Origin of the sequence: Rhodococcoides trifolii (assembly GCF_014635345.1) — a bacterium.
GTDB classification, from domain to species: domain Bacteria; phylum Actinomycetota; class Actinomycetes; order Mycobacteriales; family Mycobacteriaceae; genus Rhodococcoides; species Rhodococcoides trifolii.
On record NZ_BMCU01000003.1, the window covers coordinates 97,800 to 115,490 of the forward strand.

The window sequence follows — 17,691 nt, forward strand, 5'->3', positions numbered from 1 at the left end:
CTCTACGGTCGCCGCATGTCCTCCCGCCCCACGCGCGCCCGGCATCTCGTCCTCGCACTCGTCGTGCTTCTCGGTGCTACTGCGGCAGCATGTTCCCGCGACTCGGGGCCCTCGGACGACCCCTCCGACACTCCCACCGCATCCACGGTGCGGTTCGCCACGTTCAACGCCAGCCTCAACCGATCTCGCGCAGGTGAGCTGGCCGAGGACATGGCGGCAGGGAACGATCCGCAGATCGGCGCGGTGGCCGAAATCGTTCAACGCAACCATCCGGATGTGTTGCTGGTCAACGAGTTCGACTACTACCCGGACAACATCGCGGTCGATTTGTTCCGGCAGAACTACCTGTCGGTGAGCCAGCGGGGACAGACCCCGATCGACTACCCCTACGCCTATACCGCTCCCGTCAACACCGGTGTTCCCACCGGACGCGACCTCGATCGCGACGGTCGCATCGACGGACCCGGGGACGCCTACGGATTCGGAGCGTTTCCCGGTCAGTACGGGATGGTCGTCCTCTCGAAGTTCCCCATCGACACCGCGGCCGTACGGACCTTCCAGAATTTCTTGTGGAAGGACATGCCCGACAACTTGTTGCCTCGGGACTACTACGGCGACAACGCCGACGCTCTGCGGCTTTCCAGCAAGTCCCACTGGGACGTACCGATCACCGTCGGTGAGAAGACGATCCATGTTCTCGCGTCGCACCCGACCCCGCCGTCGTTCGACGGTCCCGAAGACCGCAACGGGACGCGCAATCACGACGAGGTACGCCTCTCGGCGGACTACATTGCCGGCGGTGGTGACGCGAATTACATCTACGACGACGTCGGCGTCCGCGGCGGACTACCCGAGGGCGCATCGTTCGTCTTCCTCGGAGATCAGAACAGTGACCCGAACGACGGTGGCTCCGTGGCGGGCACGATTGCACAGGTCCTCTCCCGGCCGGAGCTGACCGACCCCGCTCCGGTGTCCGACGGTGCGAAACTGCAGGCGAGCCAGGGTCATACGACTCCAGCCGAACTGGACACCGCCGACTTCGCGGACCCTGATCCCGGCAACCTACGGGTCGACTACGTACTACCCAGCGTCGATCTGACGGTGACGGGCTCCGCGGTGTTCTGGCCGCCCACCGGGACGGACGGCGCCGATCTGCTCCCGCCCACGGTCAGCAGCGACCACCGGCTGGTGTGGATCGACGTGACCGTGTCGTGACTACACCGCCGGTCGTGGCCACACCGCCGGTCGTGACTGCACCGCCGGTATTGTCGCGTTCGTCATGGATCCCCGCACCACTGCTGACTCGGTAGACGCCGCCCCCGGCTCGCGACCCACCCACCGCCGCGACCTCGACGGACTTCGGGGAGTGGCGATCGCGCTGGTCGTCGTGTTTCACGTCTGGTTGGGCCGGGTGTCCGGAGGCGTCGACGTCTTCCTCGTCCTGTCCGGCTACTTCTTCGTCGGCGGATTGGTTCGGCGCGCGCAGTCCGGTGGATCGCTCGCCGCGTGGCCGGCAGTCGTGCGGGTGCTGCGACGGCTGCTACCCATGCTGGCACTCACCGTCGCGGCGACTGTTCTGGTGTTCGCTTTCCTACTCCCCCGAACTCGGTGGGACGACCTCTTCCGCCAGGGTCTGACGAGCGTGTCGTTCGTCCAGAACTGGGAACTGGCGCGCACCTCGTCGGACTACCTGCGCGCCGACGCGTCGATCAGTCCGATGCAGCACCTCTGGTCGATGGCCGTGCAAGGCCAGTTCTACCTCCTTGCGATCGTCGTCGTCTGGGCCGTGACGCGGGTATGCAGCCGGCGGGGTCTCTCTCCTGTCCGGCCTCTCGTCGCAATCCTCGGCGTCGCGGCGGCAGCGTCGTTCATGTACGCATCCGTCATGTCCTCGCGCTACCAGGCGTGGGCCTACTACGACTCCGCTGCTCGGCTGTGGGAGTTGCTCGTCGGAGCTCTCCTGGCACTGATCGTGCTGCGCGCTCCAACGAGCCGTGCCGCGCGCACCGCGCTTGCGTTCGCCGGACTCGTGACCATTGCACTGTGCGGCGTTCTGCTGAACGGAGCCGAGCAGTTCCCCGGACCGTGGGCTCTCGTCCCGGTTCTGGCGACGGTCGCACTGACAGTCGCCGGCGGCACGGCTGACGGGCGGTCCAACTCCGTGTCCGCCGTTCTCGCATCGCGTCCGCTGGTGTGGCTCGGCTCCATCGCCTATCCGCTCTACCTGGTCCATTGGCCTGTCCTCATCGGGACGCTGGTCGTCTCCGGTCGCCCGGAGATCGGAGTCGACGGTGGCACAGCCGTCGTCCTGGCGTCCCTCGTGGGCGCGCAGATCATGATGTGGGTGGTCGGCCCGGCGTCTCGCCCGAGCCGGGCTCGCACGGTGGTGACCACCTGGTCCTACGGCTTGGCCGCCGCTGTGGTGGTCGCGTCGGTCGGATGGACCGCGCATGTCGAGTCGGCGGTCACGGGCGGGCGACCCGCCGATTCGCTGGACCAGACGAGGAATCCCGGCGCGCGAGTGCTCGTCGACGGAGTCCTCGCGCCGGACGCGCCGATGGTTCCGTCCGTCTACGACGCCGGCCTCGATCTCCCCGCGAGCACGACGGAGGGATGCATCGTCGACGTCGTCGTCCGCGACGTGGTTCGGTGCACTTACGGCGACACGTCGGCCGCGAGAACGGTTGCCCTGGTGGGCGGTTCGCACTCCGAACACTGGCTGACCGCGTTCGATCGCATGGGCAAGGACGGTGGGTTCCGCGTCGACACCTACCTCAAGGTGGGGTGCCCGCTGACCGTCGACACCATGCCGTCGTTCGTCGGCAACGACTACCCCGACTGCCTGGAATGGTCGTTGGCCACATTGGACGCCCTCGACGTCGATCGCCCCGACTACGTCGTCACCACGTCGACGCGGCCGCGCCCGGACGGGCCGGGCGACTGGACACCGGAGTGGTACGTCTCCGCCTGGCTCGCACTCGCCGATCGCGGACTGCCCGTCGTCGCCATCCGAGACACCCCGTGGCTGCACGATGACGGCGTCCCCTACCGAACCGTCGACTGTCTGTCCGGCGGCGGTGACGCCACGTCGTGCGGGATGCCGCGTGCCGACGTGCTCTCGGACGTCGATCCGGCCGCCGACGCAACGGCCGCACTACCGACGGTGAGCATCATGGATCTGACCGACTCCGTGTGCGCCGTCGACGTCTGCCGGGCCGCCGAAGGCAACGTCCTGATCTACCACGATGCCCACCACCTGACTGCGAGCTACGTCACCACCCTCGTCCCCGAGTTGAATCGGCAGTTCTCGGCAGCAACGGGCTGGTGACCTGCACCGATTGCGCCGAAGCGTCGTGTGAGCCGGGGCCGGGATAGGGTTTCGACCATGTCCGTCGACCGCACCACCGACCCTGTCAAGATCCCCGCATGGCCGGGTAGCGCCTATCCGCTGGGCGCAACCTACGACGGCGCGGGAACCAATTTCGCAATCTTCTCCGAGGTAGCCGAGACCGTCGAACTGTGCTTGATCGACCCGGACGGAACCGAAACCAAGGTCCGCCTGGACGAGGTGGACGGGTACGTCTGGCATGCGTACCTCCCTACGGTTCAGCCCGGTCAACGCTACGGATACCGCGTTCACGGACCGTGGAACCCGGGTGCCGGGCAGCGGTGCGATCCCAGCAAGTTGCTGGTCGATCCCTACGGCAAAGCGTTCGTGGGCGCCTTCGACGGTGACCGGTCGCTCTTCAGCTACGACATCGACATTCCCGCGCAGGAGCCGGAGGTTCCGCAGCCCGAGGAGATCCACCCGGGTGAGGCCCATGTCGCCGGGCCCGCCGGCTCGGCCGTCGCCTCTCGCACCGTCGACGCGACCCGTGCGAACGTCCCCACCGTGTCCACTCCTGCGAAGGAGCCGGTGCCCGTCGAGGCGGAGGCCGAGACGGGAGACAGCTCGTTCCCGCAGCACGATTCGCTGGGTCACACGATGAACACGGTTGTGGTCAACCCGTTCTTCGACTGGCAGAACGATCGTTCTCCGCGCCGTCCCTACAACGAGACGGTCATCTACGAGGCACACGTCAAGGGCATGACCATGACGCACCCCGACATCCCGGAAGACATGCGCGGAACGTATGCGGGACTGGCACATCCGTCCATCGTCAGTCATCTGGAGAAGCTCGGGGTGACTGCGATAGAACTGATGCCGGTGCATCAGTTCATGCAGGATCAGACGTTGTTGGACAAGGGACTTCGCAACTACTGGGGATACAACTCCTTCGGATTCATGGCTCCGCACAACGAGTACGCGTCGTCCGCGCTCGCCGGCTCCGCCGTGTCGGAGTTCAAGACGATGGTCCGGTCGTTCCACGAAGCGGGCATCGAGGTCATCCTCGACGTGGTCTACAACCACACCGCCGAGGGCAACCACATGGGCCCCACCATCGCCTTCCGCGGAATCGACAATGCCGCGTACTACCGGCTGGTGGACGACGACCCGTCCTTCTACATGGACTACACCGGCACGGGAAACAGTCTCAACGTGCGACATCCGCACACACTCCAGCTGATCATGGACTCGTTGCGCTACTGGGTCACCGAGATGCACGTGGACGGCTTCCGCTTCGATCTGGCCTCGACGCTGGCTCGCGAGCTGCACGACGTGGACAAGCTGAGCGCGTTCTTCGATCTGGTGCAACAGGATCCGATCGTCAGCCAGGTCAAGCTCATTGCCGAGCCGTGGGACGTGGGCGAGGGCGGCTATCAGGTGGGCAACTTCCCCAGCCTGTGGACGGAGTGGAACGGCATGTACCGCGACACCGTTCGGGACTACTGGCGCGGCGAACCGGCCACCCTGGGCGAGTTCGCGTCGCGGCTCACCGGTTCGTCCGATCTCTACGAGAACACCGGTCGACGCCCGGGCGCCAGCATCAACTTCGTCATCGCGCACGACGGTTTCACCATGGCAGACCTGGTGTCCTACAACGACAAGCACAACGACGCCAACGGCGAGGACAACAACGACGGCGAGAGCCACAACCGGTCGTGGAACTGCGGCGTCGAGGGTCCGACGGACGACCCCGAGGTGGTGTCGTTGCGCGCCAGGCAGATTCGGAACATGCTGGCCACTCTGATGCTGAGCCAGGGCACGCCCATGCTCGCCCACGGCGACGAGATGGGCCGCACCCAGCAGGGCAACAACAACGTCTACTGCCAGGACTCCGAACTGGCGTGGATGGACTGGTCGTTGGCCGAGGAGAACGCGGACCTCGTCGACTTCACGGCGCACGTGATCGCGCTGCGCAACGACCACCCGGTCTTTCGTCGTCGACGGTTCTTCGAGGGTCGGCCCATGCGGAGGTCGGGCCAGACTCGCGACATCGCCTGGCTCACACCGGCCGGCGAGGAAATGACCGAGGAGGACTGGGACAGCGGTTTCGGCAAATCGCTGGCTGTCTTTCTGAACGGCGAGGGCATTCCCGAGCCGGACGGACGCGGTAATCGAGTCGTCGACGACACCTTCTACCTCTGCTTCAACGCCCACCACGAGCCGATCGACTTCACCACCGTCGACGGTGAGTACGCATCAGAATGGACGGTGGCGCTGAACACCGCGACGCCGACCGGTCTCGAAGACCGCACGATCGTGGCGGGAACTGCCGTGGCCGTGGAAGCGCGGTCACTGTTGGTGCTCCGCAAAACTGGGTAAGAGGTCTCCATGGCTGCCATCACGTCCACCTACCGTCTTCAACTCCGGGGAGATCGGTTCACCCTTGCCGACGCGGCTGCGGTCGTGGACTACATCCACGATCTCGGCGTCTCGCACGTGTACCTGTCGCCGATTCTGACCGCCGCCGAAGGATCGACCCACGGCTACGACGTGACCGATCCGCGGTCCGTATCGGAGGCCCTCGGAGGCCGCGCCCAGTTCGAGAACGTGGTTCAGGAGTGTCGTGCCCGCGGGATGGGCGTGGTAGTCGACATCGTGCCGAATCACCTCGGAGTGGCGGTGCCGCGCGACAACCCGTTCTGGTGGGACGTGCTCAAATTCGGCCGCGCGAGCGAGTACCGCGATTGGTTCGACATCGACTGGGCCGCAGCGACCATCGCGCTTCCGGTTCTGGGAAGCGACGACGACGTCGCCGAACTGACCGTGGATCGCTCCACCGACGAAGCAATGATCGCGTACTACGACCACCGCTTCCCCATCGATCCTTCCACCGACGACGGCTCCGATGACGCTGCGTCGCTTCACGATCGACAGGCCTACCGACTCGTCGGATGGAAGACGGGGCAGATCGGGTACCGCCGGTTCTTCACCGTCAGCGATCTCGCGGGTGTCCGTCAGGAGGACCCGGCCGTGTTCGACGCGACGCACACCGAGGTGCGCAGCTGGTTCGGCGACGGGCTCGTCGACGGCCTGCGGGTGGACCACCCCGACGGATTGGCTGCTCCCGCAGACTATCTCGCGCGCCTTCGATCGGTGATGGGCGCCGACAGCTGGCTCGTGGTCGAGAAGATCCTGACAGGCACCGAGCCGTTGGATCCGGCCCTGCCCGTGGACGGTACGACCGGGTACGACGCGCTGTCCGATCTGGGCGGCGTGTTCGTCGACCCGGCGGGTGTGGCGACGCTCGGGGAACTGTCGACCACCTTCACCGGCAACGCCGGCGACCGTGAATGGCTGCATGCTGCCGAACTGGACATCAAGCGCACCACCGCACAGACCGGATTGTCCGCAGAGGTGGATCGACTCGTTGCCGCGGTGGCGCGCGACACGGGTCTTTCCCTGGACCGATCTGTCACACGCGACGCCGTTGTCGAAATCGTCGCCCGGATGCCGGCGTACCGCTCCGACTACGGTCCGCTCGCGGGCACCTTGGCGGGAATCGTCGCCACGGTGGTCGAGGATCGGCCCGAGCTCTCCGCTGCACTCACCGATGTTGCTGCCGCCATCTCGGTCGGAGGGGAAGCATCGGTACGTCTGCAACAGGTCGCAGGCGCCGTGATGGCCAAGAGCGTCGAGGACTGCCTCTTCTACCGCACGTCGCGGCTGCTCTCGCTCCAGGAGGTGGGCGGTGACCCTGCCCAGTTCGGCCGTTCCGTGGCCGAGTTCCACGTTCGGCTTGCCGAACGTGCGCGGCTGTGGCCCGCTGCCATGACCACTTTGTCCACACACGACACGAAACGCGGTGAGGACGTTCGCGCCCGAATCGCAGTGCTCTCCCAGATCGCGGAACTCTGGTCGAGATGCCTCGCCGACTGGGAGGGTGTGGCGCCGAGCCCGAATGGTACTACCGGACTGTTCCTGTGGCAGAACATCATCGGCACCTGGCCGACGGACGGAACCATCACCGACGAGTATCGCACCCGCCTGCACGACTACGCCGAGAAGGCGGTACGCGAAGCGGGGCTGTTCACCTCGTGGAACGACTCCGACGAGGAGTTCGAGTCGTCGATGCACGCGTGGATCGACGCAGTTCTCGACGGCCCGGTCGCCGCATCCGTGACACAGTTCGTGAGCCACCTCGCTCCCCACGCATGGTCGGATTCGTTGGGGCAGAAACTGTTGCATCTCGCCGGCCCCGGAATTCCGGACATCTATCAGGGAACCGAGCTCTGGGAGGACTCGCTCGTGGACCCGGACAACCGCCGGGACGTGGACTACGACTCCCGTCGGACGCTGCTCCAGTCCACCACCTCCGTGCCCACACTCGATGCGTCCGGGGCGGCGAAACTCTGGGCCACCCGGCACGCTGCGACACTGCGCAGAGATCGGCCGGCGAGCTTCGTCGGTGGTACCTACGCGCCCGTCGTGGCCTCGGGAGACGCTGCCGAGCACCTCGTCGGATTCCTACGCGGGCCACACGGGTCGAGTGGGGACGTCATCGCGGTCGCCTCTCGCCTGACCCTGTCCATGCAAGAGAACGGTTGGGGTGACACGACGGTGGCGCTGCCGGAGGGTGAGTGGACGGATGTCCTCACCTCGCGCACCCACAGCGGCACGGTCGACGTTGCGACCGTGTTCGGCTCGCTCCCGGTCGCCCTACTGGTTCGCTGACGCCTTTTTCGGTGGGCGCGGTATGAAGTAGCTGGTGCGCTGCTGGTACTCGCGGTACCCGGGGCGCTTCTCCATGGATTGTTCGAGAAGTTTTGCGCCGGTGGCGAAGACGAGGAAGTACGTCATCGCCACCGGTGACAGCACGGTCAGTACGCCGGGCCAGTGCGCTGCAGCGACGAGGAAGATCCCCCACCACACGCAGGCATCACCGAAGTAGTTCGGGTGACGCGTCCATCCCCACAGCCCGCGATCCATGACCGTCGGCTGCTCGTCCTTCGGGAGCGTGGCCTTGTCGGCTTTGTACTTGTCCATTTGCGCGTCGCCGACGGTCTCGAAGACCAGACCGACCAGCCACAGCACCACGCCGACGGCGCTGACGATGCCGAAAGATCCATGCGTCACTGCGGAAACCTGCAGTGGCAGCGACACGAACCAGAGTGCGAGTGCCTGGGTGAGATAGATCTTGCGGACGGCAGTCCACACCGGGTGGCCGCCGGCGCGGCCCAGCATCTCTTCGTAGCGTGGGTCTTCACCCTTGCCTCGGGAGCGGCGGAACATCGACGACGCCAGCCGCAGTCCCCACACCCCGACGAGCGCGACGAACAGAAGTCGCCTCCACCCGTCTCCGGTTCCCGAGAGCGCAGCTGCGACGGCGACGACCACGAACCCGAGACCCCACGTCACGTCGACCACGTTGTGGCGGCCGATACGGAAGCCGATGATCGCGGTCACCCCGAGCAGCACGACGATGGAGAGCAGACTGACGCCGACGACCGAGAGGAAATCGGACCAGACGAAGGAGTTCATGTGTCGGACCCTATGCCGACCAACTGGGGCGAACCGGCGGCATCGACGTGTGGCCCTCACTGTCCGGACGTACCGAGAGGATTTGGTCGACTCCCATGCGCCCGTCGCGGAACGCCATTCCCCCGCCGACGAGGTAGAGGCGCCACACGCGCGCCACCTCCTCTCCCACCAACGCGACCAGGTCGTTCCACCGCTTCTCGAACGTGTCGTACCAGACGTCGACCGTGCGGACGTAGTGCTCGCGCATCGCGTGGACGTCACGCACCTCGAGTCCGCCCTCCTCGATCATCGCGACGGTCTCGCCGACCGGACGCATGAACATGTCCGGAGCGATGAAGGACTCGATGAACGGGCCGCCGCCGGGGTGATCTCCGGCCTTGCGAGACATCTGCTGAATCAGCACCCGACCCCCGGGAACGATGTTGTCGTGCAGCGCTTTCACGTAGACCGGGTAGTTCTTCTGGCCCACGTGCTCGCCCATCTCCAGCGACGCCACTGCCTCGAACGGCCCGTCCGGAACTTCGCGATAATCCTGAATTCGGATCTCGACCAGATCGGTCAACCCGCGATCGGCAATGCGCTTGTCGATGAACGCCTTCTGCTCCCGCGAAATCGTGACACCGACGACCTGCGCGCCGAACTCGGCCGCGGCGTGCAGACTCAGCGATCCCCACCCACATCCGACGTCGAGGAACCGCATTCCCCTTCGCTGATCCAGACCGACCTTGCGGCAGACCATGTCCAGCTTGTCTCGTTGCGCGTCCTCGAGGGTGTAGTCGGGTGAATCCGACGTCCAGTACGCACTCGAGTACGCCATGTTGGGGTCGAGCACCATCTCGTAGAACTCGTTGGACAGGTCGTAGTGGTGGCTGATCGCGGCGCGGTCGCGGCTCAACGAATGCAACCGGCCCTTCACCTGTGCTTGCGATGACGGCGCGGGCAGCGGTCGGCCGAACGCTCCGAGAGAGCGTGCTGCACGGACCAATTCGAGAACCTTGGCGGGTGTGGGCCGCACCATGGTGAGACCGCGGCTCCGCACGACGGCCCACACGTGTGTCAGCGCCTCACCGAGGTCACCGTCGACGTCGAGCTCACCGGTCACGTACGCCTGTGCGGCGCCCAACTCACCCGGGCTCCACAGCAAGCGGCGCAACACGTTCGGGCTCGTCAACCGAACATGTGGTGCATCCTCGGGCCCTGCGGTCGAACCGTCCCACGCAGTGATGTGCACCGGGAGTTCGCCGCCCACCACGGGAGCGAGCAGGTCTGCCAAGGTCCGTGCGACGGTGCTCATGTGGCGCTCCTCCGGTCGAGCGTGATCTGTTGGACGTCGATGTAACCGGACCGGAAGCCGGCCTCGGAATAGCAGAGGTAGAAGTGCCACATGCGCGCAAAGATGTCGTCGAAACCGAGCATCGCCGCCTCCTCGACACGGGCGGCGAACCGCTCGTCCCACAGCCGCAGGGTGTGCGCGTAATGGTCGCCCATCGAAAGCCGTTCACGCACACGCAGAGTGGTTTGTTTCTCGGTCACGTCTTCGATCGCACGTATGGACGGAAGGAATCCGCCGGGGAAGATGTACTTGTGCACCCAGGTGTACGTGTTGCGCGTGGCCACCATTCGTTCGTGCGGCATGGTGATCGCCTGGATCGCAACCTTGCCTCCCGGTGCGAGAAGCGAGTCGATGGTGGAGAAGTACTCTCCCCAGTACTGGTGGCCGACGGCCTCGATCATCTCGACCGACACGATCGCGTCGTACTCACCGTCCACCAGACGGTAGTCGAGGAGGTCGACCCGAACCTGGTCGCTGTATCCCGCGGCATCGATTCGCTTGCACGCCAATTCGAGTTGTTCGGTCGACAGCGTCACCGTCCGCACCGTGGCACCACGAGAGGCGGCGCGGATCGCGAGTTCACCCCAGCCGGTACCGATTTCGAGAACGCGGGAGCCTGCGGTGACCCCTGCGCGGTCCAGAAGGCGGTCGATCTTCGAGTGCTGTGCATCGGCGAAATCGTCCCAGGACGGGGCCGGGGTCAAAGTTCCGAACAGCGCACTCGAGTACGTCATCGACTCGTCCAGGAACAGTTCGAACATTTCGTTCGACAGGTCGTAGTGCCGAGAGATGTTCGAGCGGGTGTTCTTGGTGGTGTTCTTCTCGGCGCGTGGTTGCTTCGGGATGTACAACCCACGCAGCCGCTGCAGCCACTCCGGAATCAGCGTCGCCATGCGTGAGGCGAACACGCCGAGGGCAGCGGCGAGGTCGGGTGCGTCCCAGTCCCCGGCCATGTACGCCTCACCGAAGCCGATCAGGCCGCTGTCACCGACTCGTGACGCGAAATCGGCCGGCCGATTGATGACCATGACGGGCGCGTTCGGGTCGTCGGCTCCACCGCCGATCACCTCGCCACCGGGCATCTCGACGCGAATCGGAAGCCGCGATGCGGCATTCCGAAAGAGTGCGGCAGCGACCGGCGACGCGACGCGTACCTTCGGCCCGGACGGAACGCGGGCGATGCTGGGCCAGCGTTCGGCGTTCAGCGACGGAGATCGGTCGCGTCGATGTGTGGTGGTGGTCATTGCACAGCCTCCTGTGGCGTGTGGACTGGGCGGGGAACCACGGTGAGGCCGCGCTTCCATAGTTTGATTCCCTGCAGACGTATCTGCGCGGACGCCACCAACGGCGCCATAGGAAGTGAGGTGACGGTCCGGACGATGTGACGCGGCGAGGCGGGCCGCCGCGTTCCGGTGACCGTGGCGACGAAGGGCGGATGGTTGTCGCGGTGCAGGACGATGGACAGCGCCAACGTGTCGTTCGGTTCGGGAAGGCGCATGCGGTACTCGCCCTCGACGTCGTTGAACGGGGAGACGTAGAACTCCTTGGCCGTTCGCGCGGCGCCGCGCTCGTCGGTGCGAACGAGGTAGCAATGGCTCTCTCCGTAGGTGTTGTGCACCTCGGCGATGACGCACTCGAGCGTTCCGTCGCGGTCGTGACACCAGAACACGCTCAGCGGGTTGAAGACGTACCCGAGCACGCGGGCCGAGGCCAGCATGTCAACTCGCCCGCCGCGTAGGTCGATCCCGCGTGCGGCGAGGAACGCGTCGACGTTCTCTCGCAAGGTTGCCGAGGGATCACCGAGATGGTCACTCGCCTCGAAACGCGCGAACGGACGCAGTGGCGCGGACAATCGGGGCAATCGATCGATATCGACGAGCCAGGAGTAGCTGCGGTACGTGAACTCGTTCTGTATCGGACCGGTTCGCACATGCCGAATCCTGGTGTCGTACAACGCCGGTGCGGCACTCATGTCCACATTCCACCGATACGTTCGGCTGCGCGCAACCCGGAGAGAGCGCCGTCCTCGTGGAACCCCCATCCGTGGTACGCACCGGCGAATGCCAGCGTGTCCGAATCGAGTTCCGGAAGGCGTTGCTGCGCCGAGACCGAGTCCGGTGTGTACTGCGGGTGCTCGTAGTCCATCTCGTCGATGACCGATGCCGGGTCGACCGAGTCCGCGCCGCCCAGGGTGACGAGGTAACGGACCCCGGTGTTCGGGAGGCGCTGCAGACGCGTCATGTCGTAGCTGACGAGAACGTTGTCCGGTTTCGCGTCGCACGCGGGCATCGAGTAGTTCCAGGACGCCCGCGCGCGGGCCAGGGTAGGCAGCACCGATGTGTCCGTGTGCAACTGAGCTCGGTTCGGCGAGTAGGCCATCGCACCCAGGATCGTGTGCTCGGCGGACGTCGGTTCGACGAGCATGTCCAGAGCCTGCCGTGGATGGGTGGCGACCACCGCTGCGTCGAAACGCTCGGACGCGCCGGACGCGACGGTGATCTCGACCGAATCGGCGTTGCGGCGGATCGCACGCACCGGCGTCTCGAGTTCGATGCGGGAGATGGCTTCTGCGACGCGCGAGACGTACTCGACAGATCCGCCCGTCACCGTCCGCCACGTCGGCGAACCCGAAACACCGAGCATGCCGTGATGTTCGAGAAACGTGAACAGGTACCGAGCCGGGTATGCCAGTGCGACAACGGGATTGCACGACCAGACCGCAGACACCAGCGGCGTCATGAAATGCGCTGTGAAGTACGGGGAGAACTCCCCCATCGCGACGAAGTCGTCGACGGTGATGGAGTCGTCGGTGTCCGGTGACGCCAGGAGTTCGCGAGCCTGACGGTGGAACCGGGTGATCTCGCGGAGCATCGTCAGGTACTTGGGCCGCAATGCCGTTCCCACGGAAGGGAACAAGCCCGACAAGCCCTGCCCGCCGGAGTACTCGAGGCCGCACCCGTCGCAGTGGATCGACATACTCATGTCCGATTCCTGTGTGGCGACGTTCAATTCGCGAAACAGCCGTTGCAGGGTCGGATATGTCCGATCGTTGTGAACGATGAACCCCGTGTCCACGGGAAGGGGTCCGCGCTCGGTGTCGACGACATGAGTGTCGGCGTGACCGCCGAGCCGTCGATCCGCCTCGAAGAGAGTGACGTTCGCGCTTTTCGACAGGACCCACGCGGCCGTGAGGCCGGCGACCCCGCTGCCGACGACGGCGACGTTGCGCCGTGCGGCTGAACTCGGGGTTGTGGTCACGTGGTCGTCTCCTCGATTGTGTCGACTCATCGAGTTTCGATTGTGTCGACTCATCGAGTTTTCGTAGCGCAGGTGCTCGGCGATTGGTCCACCACGAAGTCACGCACGAGCTTCGACCACGTCCAGGGCGATCTCAGCATGAAGTGCCCGGCTCGCTTCATCGAGACGTAGCGTGCTCGGACGCCTCGAACGAGCGCCGCGTCGGTCGCGGCTTTCGAGAGTGCGGGGTCCGTCCACCGGTCGGCGGAGCCGTGCACCACCAGCACGGATTGTTCGGCGCGCATCGCTTTCGTCTCGTTACCCGAGGGCCACCACGGTGCGAGAGCGACGACGGCGACGACATTGGGGTCGTCCGCGACGGCAGCAGCAGTTCGGCCCCCCATGGAGTGACCGACCAGGGTCACCGGGACGTCGCCGAAGCGGTCGCGGATCTGCGCCAACGCCCATCGCGCGTCCCGAACCGGGCTCTCCTCGGCTCCGTTCCATCCGCGGTAGCGGTACTGCAGTTGCAGCACAGCGGTGTCGGTCAGTGCTCGGCGCAGCGACCAGGTGAACGGCCACATCCGCACGCTCGACAACTGCCACCGGGTGGCAGGGTCGTGCGATGTCACTTTGCCGCCGTGGAGGACGAGGACGGCTGCTTTCACCGGACCGCGCGCGTCACCGTGAAGAACGGCAGCCGGTCCACCTGAGGATTTCATGGCAGTCATTCGACACCGAGCCGCACAGGAGTCGGACGACGGCGCGCTCGGATATCTGTGATTTTGCGGACAGAAACAACGACAAGGGCCCCACCTCGTTCGAGGTGGGGCCCTTGTTCGTGGAGCTGCCGGGAATCGAACCCGGGTCCTGTGTCGGTTTGCTAGGGCTTCTCCGTGTGCAGTCCGCTATGCCTCTACTTGGATCTCCAGATCTCGCAGACAAGCCTGGATGACGATCCCAGCCACTGTTTGATGTTCCACATCACTCCGCAGCCGAGTGAATAGGTGAGCCCTCTAGCTGATGCCAGTACCCGACCCGAGGGCAAGATCGGACTGACAGACACGCAGTCGCTACTTAGGCAGCGAGTGCGTAGTCGCGCTGATTGGAATCGGCGCTTATATTTTTGCGATGACGCTTACGGTGGTCTCTCGCCTGCACCGACACGCTTCCCCTAACTAGACGCACACAGTCGAAACCGTTCAGCCCCGTGTGCACCCCGGCACTCACCGGGGCTGTTCAGTGTAACGCGTCGCGGGAGGAGAATCATCCGGATATCGAGCGCGTCGGATGCTCGGACCGCTCGGCCTTGCCGGTGATGTTCTCCAGCATCCCGCGGAAGATGACCCCGTGGAACGGCATGATCGCGTACCAGTACACGCGACCCGCGAGTCCGCGAGGAAAGAAGATCGCCCGCTGCTCGTACCGGGAACGCCGACCGTCGTCGAGTGGTGTCACGCGGAGTTCCAGCCATGCTCCACCCGGCGCCCGCATCTCGGCACGAAGGCGAAGCAGAGACCCCCGTTCGATCTCCTCCACCCGCCACCAGTCGAGGGCCTCTCCGGCCACGAGCTTGCGTGGGTCTCGGCGACCGCGCTTGAGCCCGACCCCGCCGACGACCTTGTCGAGCCATCCCCGGATGACCCACGCGGCGGGGAAGGAGTACCAGCCGTTCTGGCCACCGATTCCCTCGACGACCTCCCACAGCAGTTCGGGGCTGGCGTTGCAGTCTCGCGACCGCTCGTCGACGTAGACGTCCTCGCCGGCCCAATCCGGGTCGGAGGGGAGCGGATCGGACGGGATGTTCTCGTCGGACGCACTGGCCCAGGTGGTCTCGACGGTACCGTCCTCGATTCGGCGCAACGCCAGGCGGACCGAGTCGGCGTAGCTCGTCAGCCCACCCTCGGGTGGGGCGATGACGTCGGTGATGTCGGTTTCGTGCGCGATGGCGTCGTACTGCAGGGACTCGATGAGCGGCATGGCGAGGCCACGCGGAATCGGCGTCACCACGCCGATCCAGTGCCCAGCCAGGCGCGGGGTGAGCACCGGGAGCACCACCATCCGTCGCTTGCGCAATCCGGCGACCTCGGCGTAGAGGTTCATCATCTCGCCGTACTCGAACACGTCCGGTCCGCCGACGTCCCACGTACGGCTGGTGTCGAACGGCGCGTCCGCTGCTTCGATCAGATAGTGCAGGACGTCTCGCACGGCGATGGGCTGAATTCGGTTGTGCACCCATTTCGGCGTCGTCATCACCGGCAAGCGGTCCGTGAGGTGACGAATCATCTCGAACGAGGCGGATCCGGATCCGATCACGACACCCGCTTGCAGCACCACCGTCTGCACCCCGGAGTCGATGAGAATTTCGCCGACCTCGGCGCGCGACCGAAGGTGCGGAGACAGTTCACCCTCGGTCGGGTGCAGACCGCCGAGATAGACGATGCGCCGGACACCCGCACCCTTCGCCGCACGCGCGACGTTCTCTGCGCTCTCCCGCTCTGCGCGGTGGAAGTCCTTGGTCCCGCCCATCGAGTGGACCAGGTAGTAGACGACGTCGACGTCGGCGAACGCAGCGTCCAGGGATTCCGGATCACCCAGGTCCCCCCGTGCGACCTCGACGTCGGCGGCCCAGGGCACGTCGCGCAGCTTCTGCGGCGAACGGGCCAGAACCCGCACCCGATACCCGGCCTCGTGCAACCGCGGCGCGAGCCGGCCGCCGATGTACCCGGTTGCTCCTGTCACCAGGACGCGGGGTCGTACCGAGCTCGATTGGTTCATGATGAGCATTCGGAGCCGGATCAGCCCGCGACGGCGATCACACCCACCGCTCCGAACGCCAACACCATGCCTACCTTCTGAATGCTGCCGACTCGTTCGCCCAGCATGACCATCGCGAGCAGCACGGTGGCCGCCGGATAGAGCGACGCGATGACGCTGACCAGAGACAACAGGCCACCGTGGAACGCGTACAGAAGGGCGACGTTGGCGACGACGTCCAGCACGCTCACGAACGCGGCCAACTTCAGCACTCCCCCGCGCGCCGGCGAGAACTGACGGAGGGAGAGCGCTGCTGCCCACACGACGGCCGTCGCTGCGGCACGTGACGCCACGAGTGGCCACAAGCCACTGTCGGAGTCGCCGATGCGGTCGATCGCAATGAAGGACAGGGCGAAGGTGATGCCGGAGCCGACCGTCAGCCAGGCCACCGTGGGCGTGAAGGCGAGCGTGCGACCGCCGGCAACCTCACCGGCGGTTTCGTCGGGTGACTCCTTGCTCACCAGGACCACCGCGATCAACGCCAGCACGATGCCCGCGTAGGCCGGCGCGGTCGGCCTCTCGCCGAGCGCAAGTCCCACGATCACCGGCACGCCCGCGACGAGTACCGCCGTGACGGGCGAGACGATCGACATCGGGCCGGCGGCGAGTGCGAGGTAGAACCACCACACGGCGATCCCACCGGCGACTCCCGAGGCCACACCCCACAGCATCGGCGCGAGCGTGACGTCTCCGCCGACAAATGGCGCGACCACTCCGACGATGATCAGGGACAACGGGTACGAGACGATCACCACACGCAGAGCCGCCACTCGGCGCGAGGCCACGCCTCCCACGAAATCGCTCACTCCATAGCCGAGCGCGGCGACGAGGGCGAGGAGGACTGCGGTCAGCGCATTCCCTTGATGACGGCAGTCATCGCATTCCCTTGATGACGGCAGTCATCGCATGCCCTTGATGCGGCGACCCATCTCGCGGGTGACCTCGCGCTCGGCGGTGCGCTTGGCCAGACTCTGGCGCTTGTCGTAGTCCTGCTTACCCTTGGCCAGGGCCAGCTCGACTTTGACCTTGCCTTCGTTGAAGTACATCGACAGCGGGACCAACGTGAGGTTTCCCTCGCGGGTCTTGCCTACGAGATGCTCGATCTCGCGCTTGTGCAGCAACAGCTTTCGGTTGCGGCGAGGCGCGTGGTTGGTCCAGCTTCCCTGCGTGTACTCGGGGATGTGAAGTCCGCGCAGCCACACTTCGCCGTCGTCCACGGTGGCGAACGAGTCGGCCAGCGAGGCCTTGCCGTCGCGCAGGCTTTTCACCTCGGTACCGACCAGCGCAACGCCGGCCTCGTACACGTCGAGGATCGAGTAGTTGTGCCGGGCTTTGCGGTTGGTCGCAATTGCCTTGCGACCTTTCTCTCTCACAGCAGGACCTTTCGGATCGGTGTCAACCCATCATAAGGAGTGCGACCGTCGATTTATTTCGGCCG

Annotated in this window: 13 protein-coding genes and 1 other RNA gene; 4 read left to right on the forward strand and 10 right to left on the reverse strand. The window is 65.6% G+C overall.

The window, feature by feature from the left end:
* Nucleotides 1-15 precede the first annotated feature (15 nt).
* The 4 genes from IEW02_RS13740 to treY all read left to right on the forward strand — a co-directional run bounded on the left by IEW02_RS13740 (nucleotide 16) and on the right by treY (nucleotide 8,059).
* Nucleotides 16-1,215: an endonuclease/exonuclease/phosphatase family protein gene (locus IEW02_RS13740; protein WP_188545430.1), complete on the forward strand. Its 1,200-nt coding sequence runs from the start codon at nucleotides 16-18 to the stop codon at nucleotides 1,213-1,215.
* Between the two features lie 64 nt (nucleotides 1,216-1,279).
* A complete protein-coding gene (locus tag IEW02_RS13745) occupies nucleotides 1,280-3,328 on the forward strand; it encodes an acyltransferase family protein (protein WP_188545431.1) in 2,049 nt (682 codons plus the stop codon).
* Between the two features lie 57 nt (nucleotides 3,329-3,385).
* On the forward strand, nucleotides 3,386-5,707 hold the full coding sequence (glgX, locus tag IEW02_RS13750; RefSeq protein WP_188545432.1) for a glycogen debranching protein GlgX: 2,322 nt from the start codon (nucleotides 3,386-3,388) through the stop codon (nucleotides 5,705-5,707).
* Between the two features lie 9 nt (nucleotides 5,708-5,716).
* Nucleotides 5,717-8,059, forward strand: coding sequence for a malto-oligosyltrehalose synthase (gene treY, locus IEW02_RS13755; protein ID WP_188545433.1), 2,343 nt, complete (start codon nucleotides 5,717-5,719; stop codon nucleotides 8,057-8,059).
* On the opposite strand, the gene IEW02_RS13760 is transcribed toward treY, so the two are convergent.
* From IEW02_RS13760 to smpB, 10 genes are all read right to left on the reverse strand, one after another.
* A complete protein-coding gene (locus tag IEW02_RS13760; RefSeq protein ID WP_188545434.1) occupies nucleotides 8,045-8,866 on the reverse strand; it encodes a DUF1295 domain-containing protein in 822 nt (273 codons plus the stop codon). The two genes, treY and IEW02_RS13760, sit on opposite strands and share 15 nt — an antisense overlap.
* A 10-nt stretch (nucleotides 8,867-8,876) precedes the next feature.
* The gene (locus IEW02_RS13765; protein ID WP_188545435.1) at nucleotides 8,877-10,160 is read right to left on the reverse strand and encodes an SAM-dependent methyltransferase; all 1,284 of its coding nucleotides are present in this window, start codon (nucleotides 10,158-10,160) and stop codon (nucleotides 8,877-8,879) included.
* A complete protein-coding gene (locus IEW02_RS13770) occupies nucleotides 10,157-11,443 on the reverse strand; it encodes an SAM-dependent methyltransferase (RefSeq protein WP_188545436.1) in 1,287 nt (428 codons plus the stop codon). The genes IEW02_RS13765 and IEW02_RS13770 overlap by 4 nt, the downstream gene beginning before the upstream one ends.
* Complete coding sequence (locus IEW02_RS13775) at nucleotides 11,440-12,171, reverse strand: DUF1365 domain-containing protein (RefSeq protein WP_188545437.1); 732 nt, start codon at nucleotides 12,169-12,171, stop codon at nucleotides 11,440-11,442. The genes IEW02_RS13770 and IEW02_RS13775 overlap by 4 nt, the downstream gene beginning before the upstream one ends.
* Nucleotides 12,168-13,487: an NAD(P)/FAD-dependent oxidoreductase gene (locus IEW02_RS13780; RefSeq protein WP_188545438.1), complete on the reverse strand. Its 1,320-nt coding sequence runs from the start codon at nucleotides 13,485-13,487 to the stop codon at nucleotides 12,168-12,170. The genes IEW02_RS13775 and IEW02_RS13780 overlap by 4 nt, the downstream gene beginning before the upstream one ends.
* A 20-nt stretch (nucleotides 13,488-13,507) precedes the next feature.
* Nucleotides 13,508-14,158 (reverse strand): alpha/beta hydrolase, encoded by a 651-nt coding sequence (locus tag IEW02_RS13785; RefSeq protein WP_188545439.1) that lies wholly within the window; start codon nucleotides 14,156-14,158, stop codon nucleotides 13,508-13,510.
* A gap of 117 nt (nucleotides 14,159-14,275) precedes the next feature.
* Nucleotides 14,276-14,646, reverse strand: a transfer-messenger RNA (tmRNA) gene (ssrA, locus tag IEW02_RS13790).
* Nucleotides 14,647-14,702: 56 nt separating this feature from the next.
* Entirely contained in the window at nucleotides 14,703-16,214 is a 1,512-nt protein-coding gene (locus IEW02_RS13795) for an SDR family oxidoreductase (protein ID WP_188545440.1), read from the reverse strand.
* A 20-nt stretch (nucleotides 16,215-16,234) separates the two neighbouring features.
* Nucleotides 16,235-17,104 carry a DMT family transporter gene (locus tag IEW02_RS13800; RefSeq protein ID WP_188546111.1) on the reverse strand — a complete coding sequence of 290 codons (870 nt, stop codon included), beginning with the start codon at nucleotides 17,102-17,104 and terminating at the stop codon, nucleotides 16,235-16,237.
* 48 nt (nucleotides 17,105-17,152) lie between these two features.
* Nucleotides 17,153-17,626 carry an SsrA-binding protein SmpB gene (gene smpB, locus IEW02_RS13805; RefSeq protein WP_188545441.1) on the reverse strand — a complete coding sequence of 158 codons (474 nt, stop codon included), beginning with the start codon at nucleotides 17,624-17,626 and terminating at the stop codon, nucleotides 17,153-17,155.
* Nucleotides 17,627-17,691: the final 65 nt, after the last annotated feature.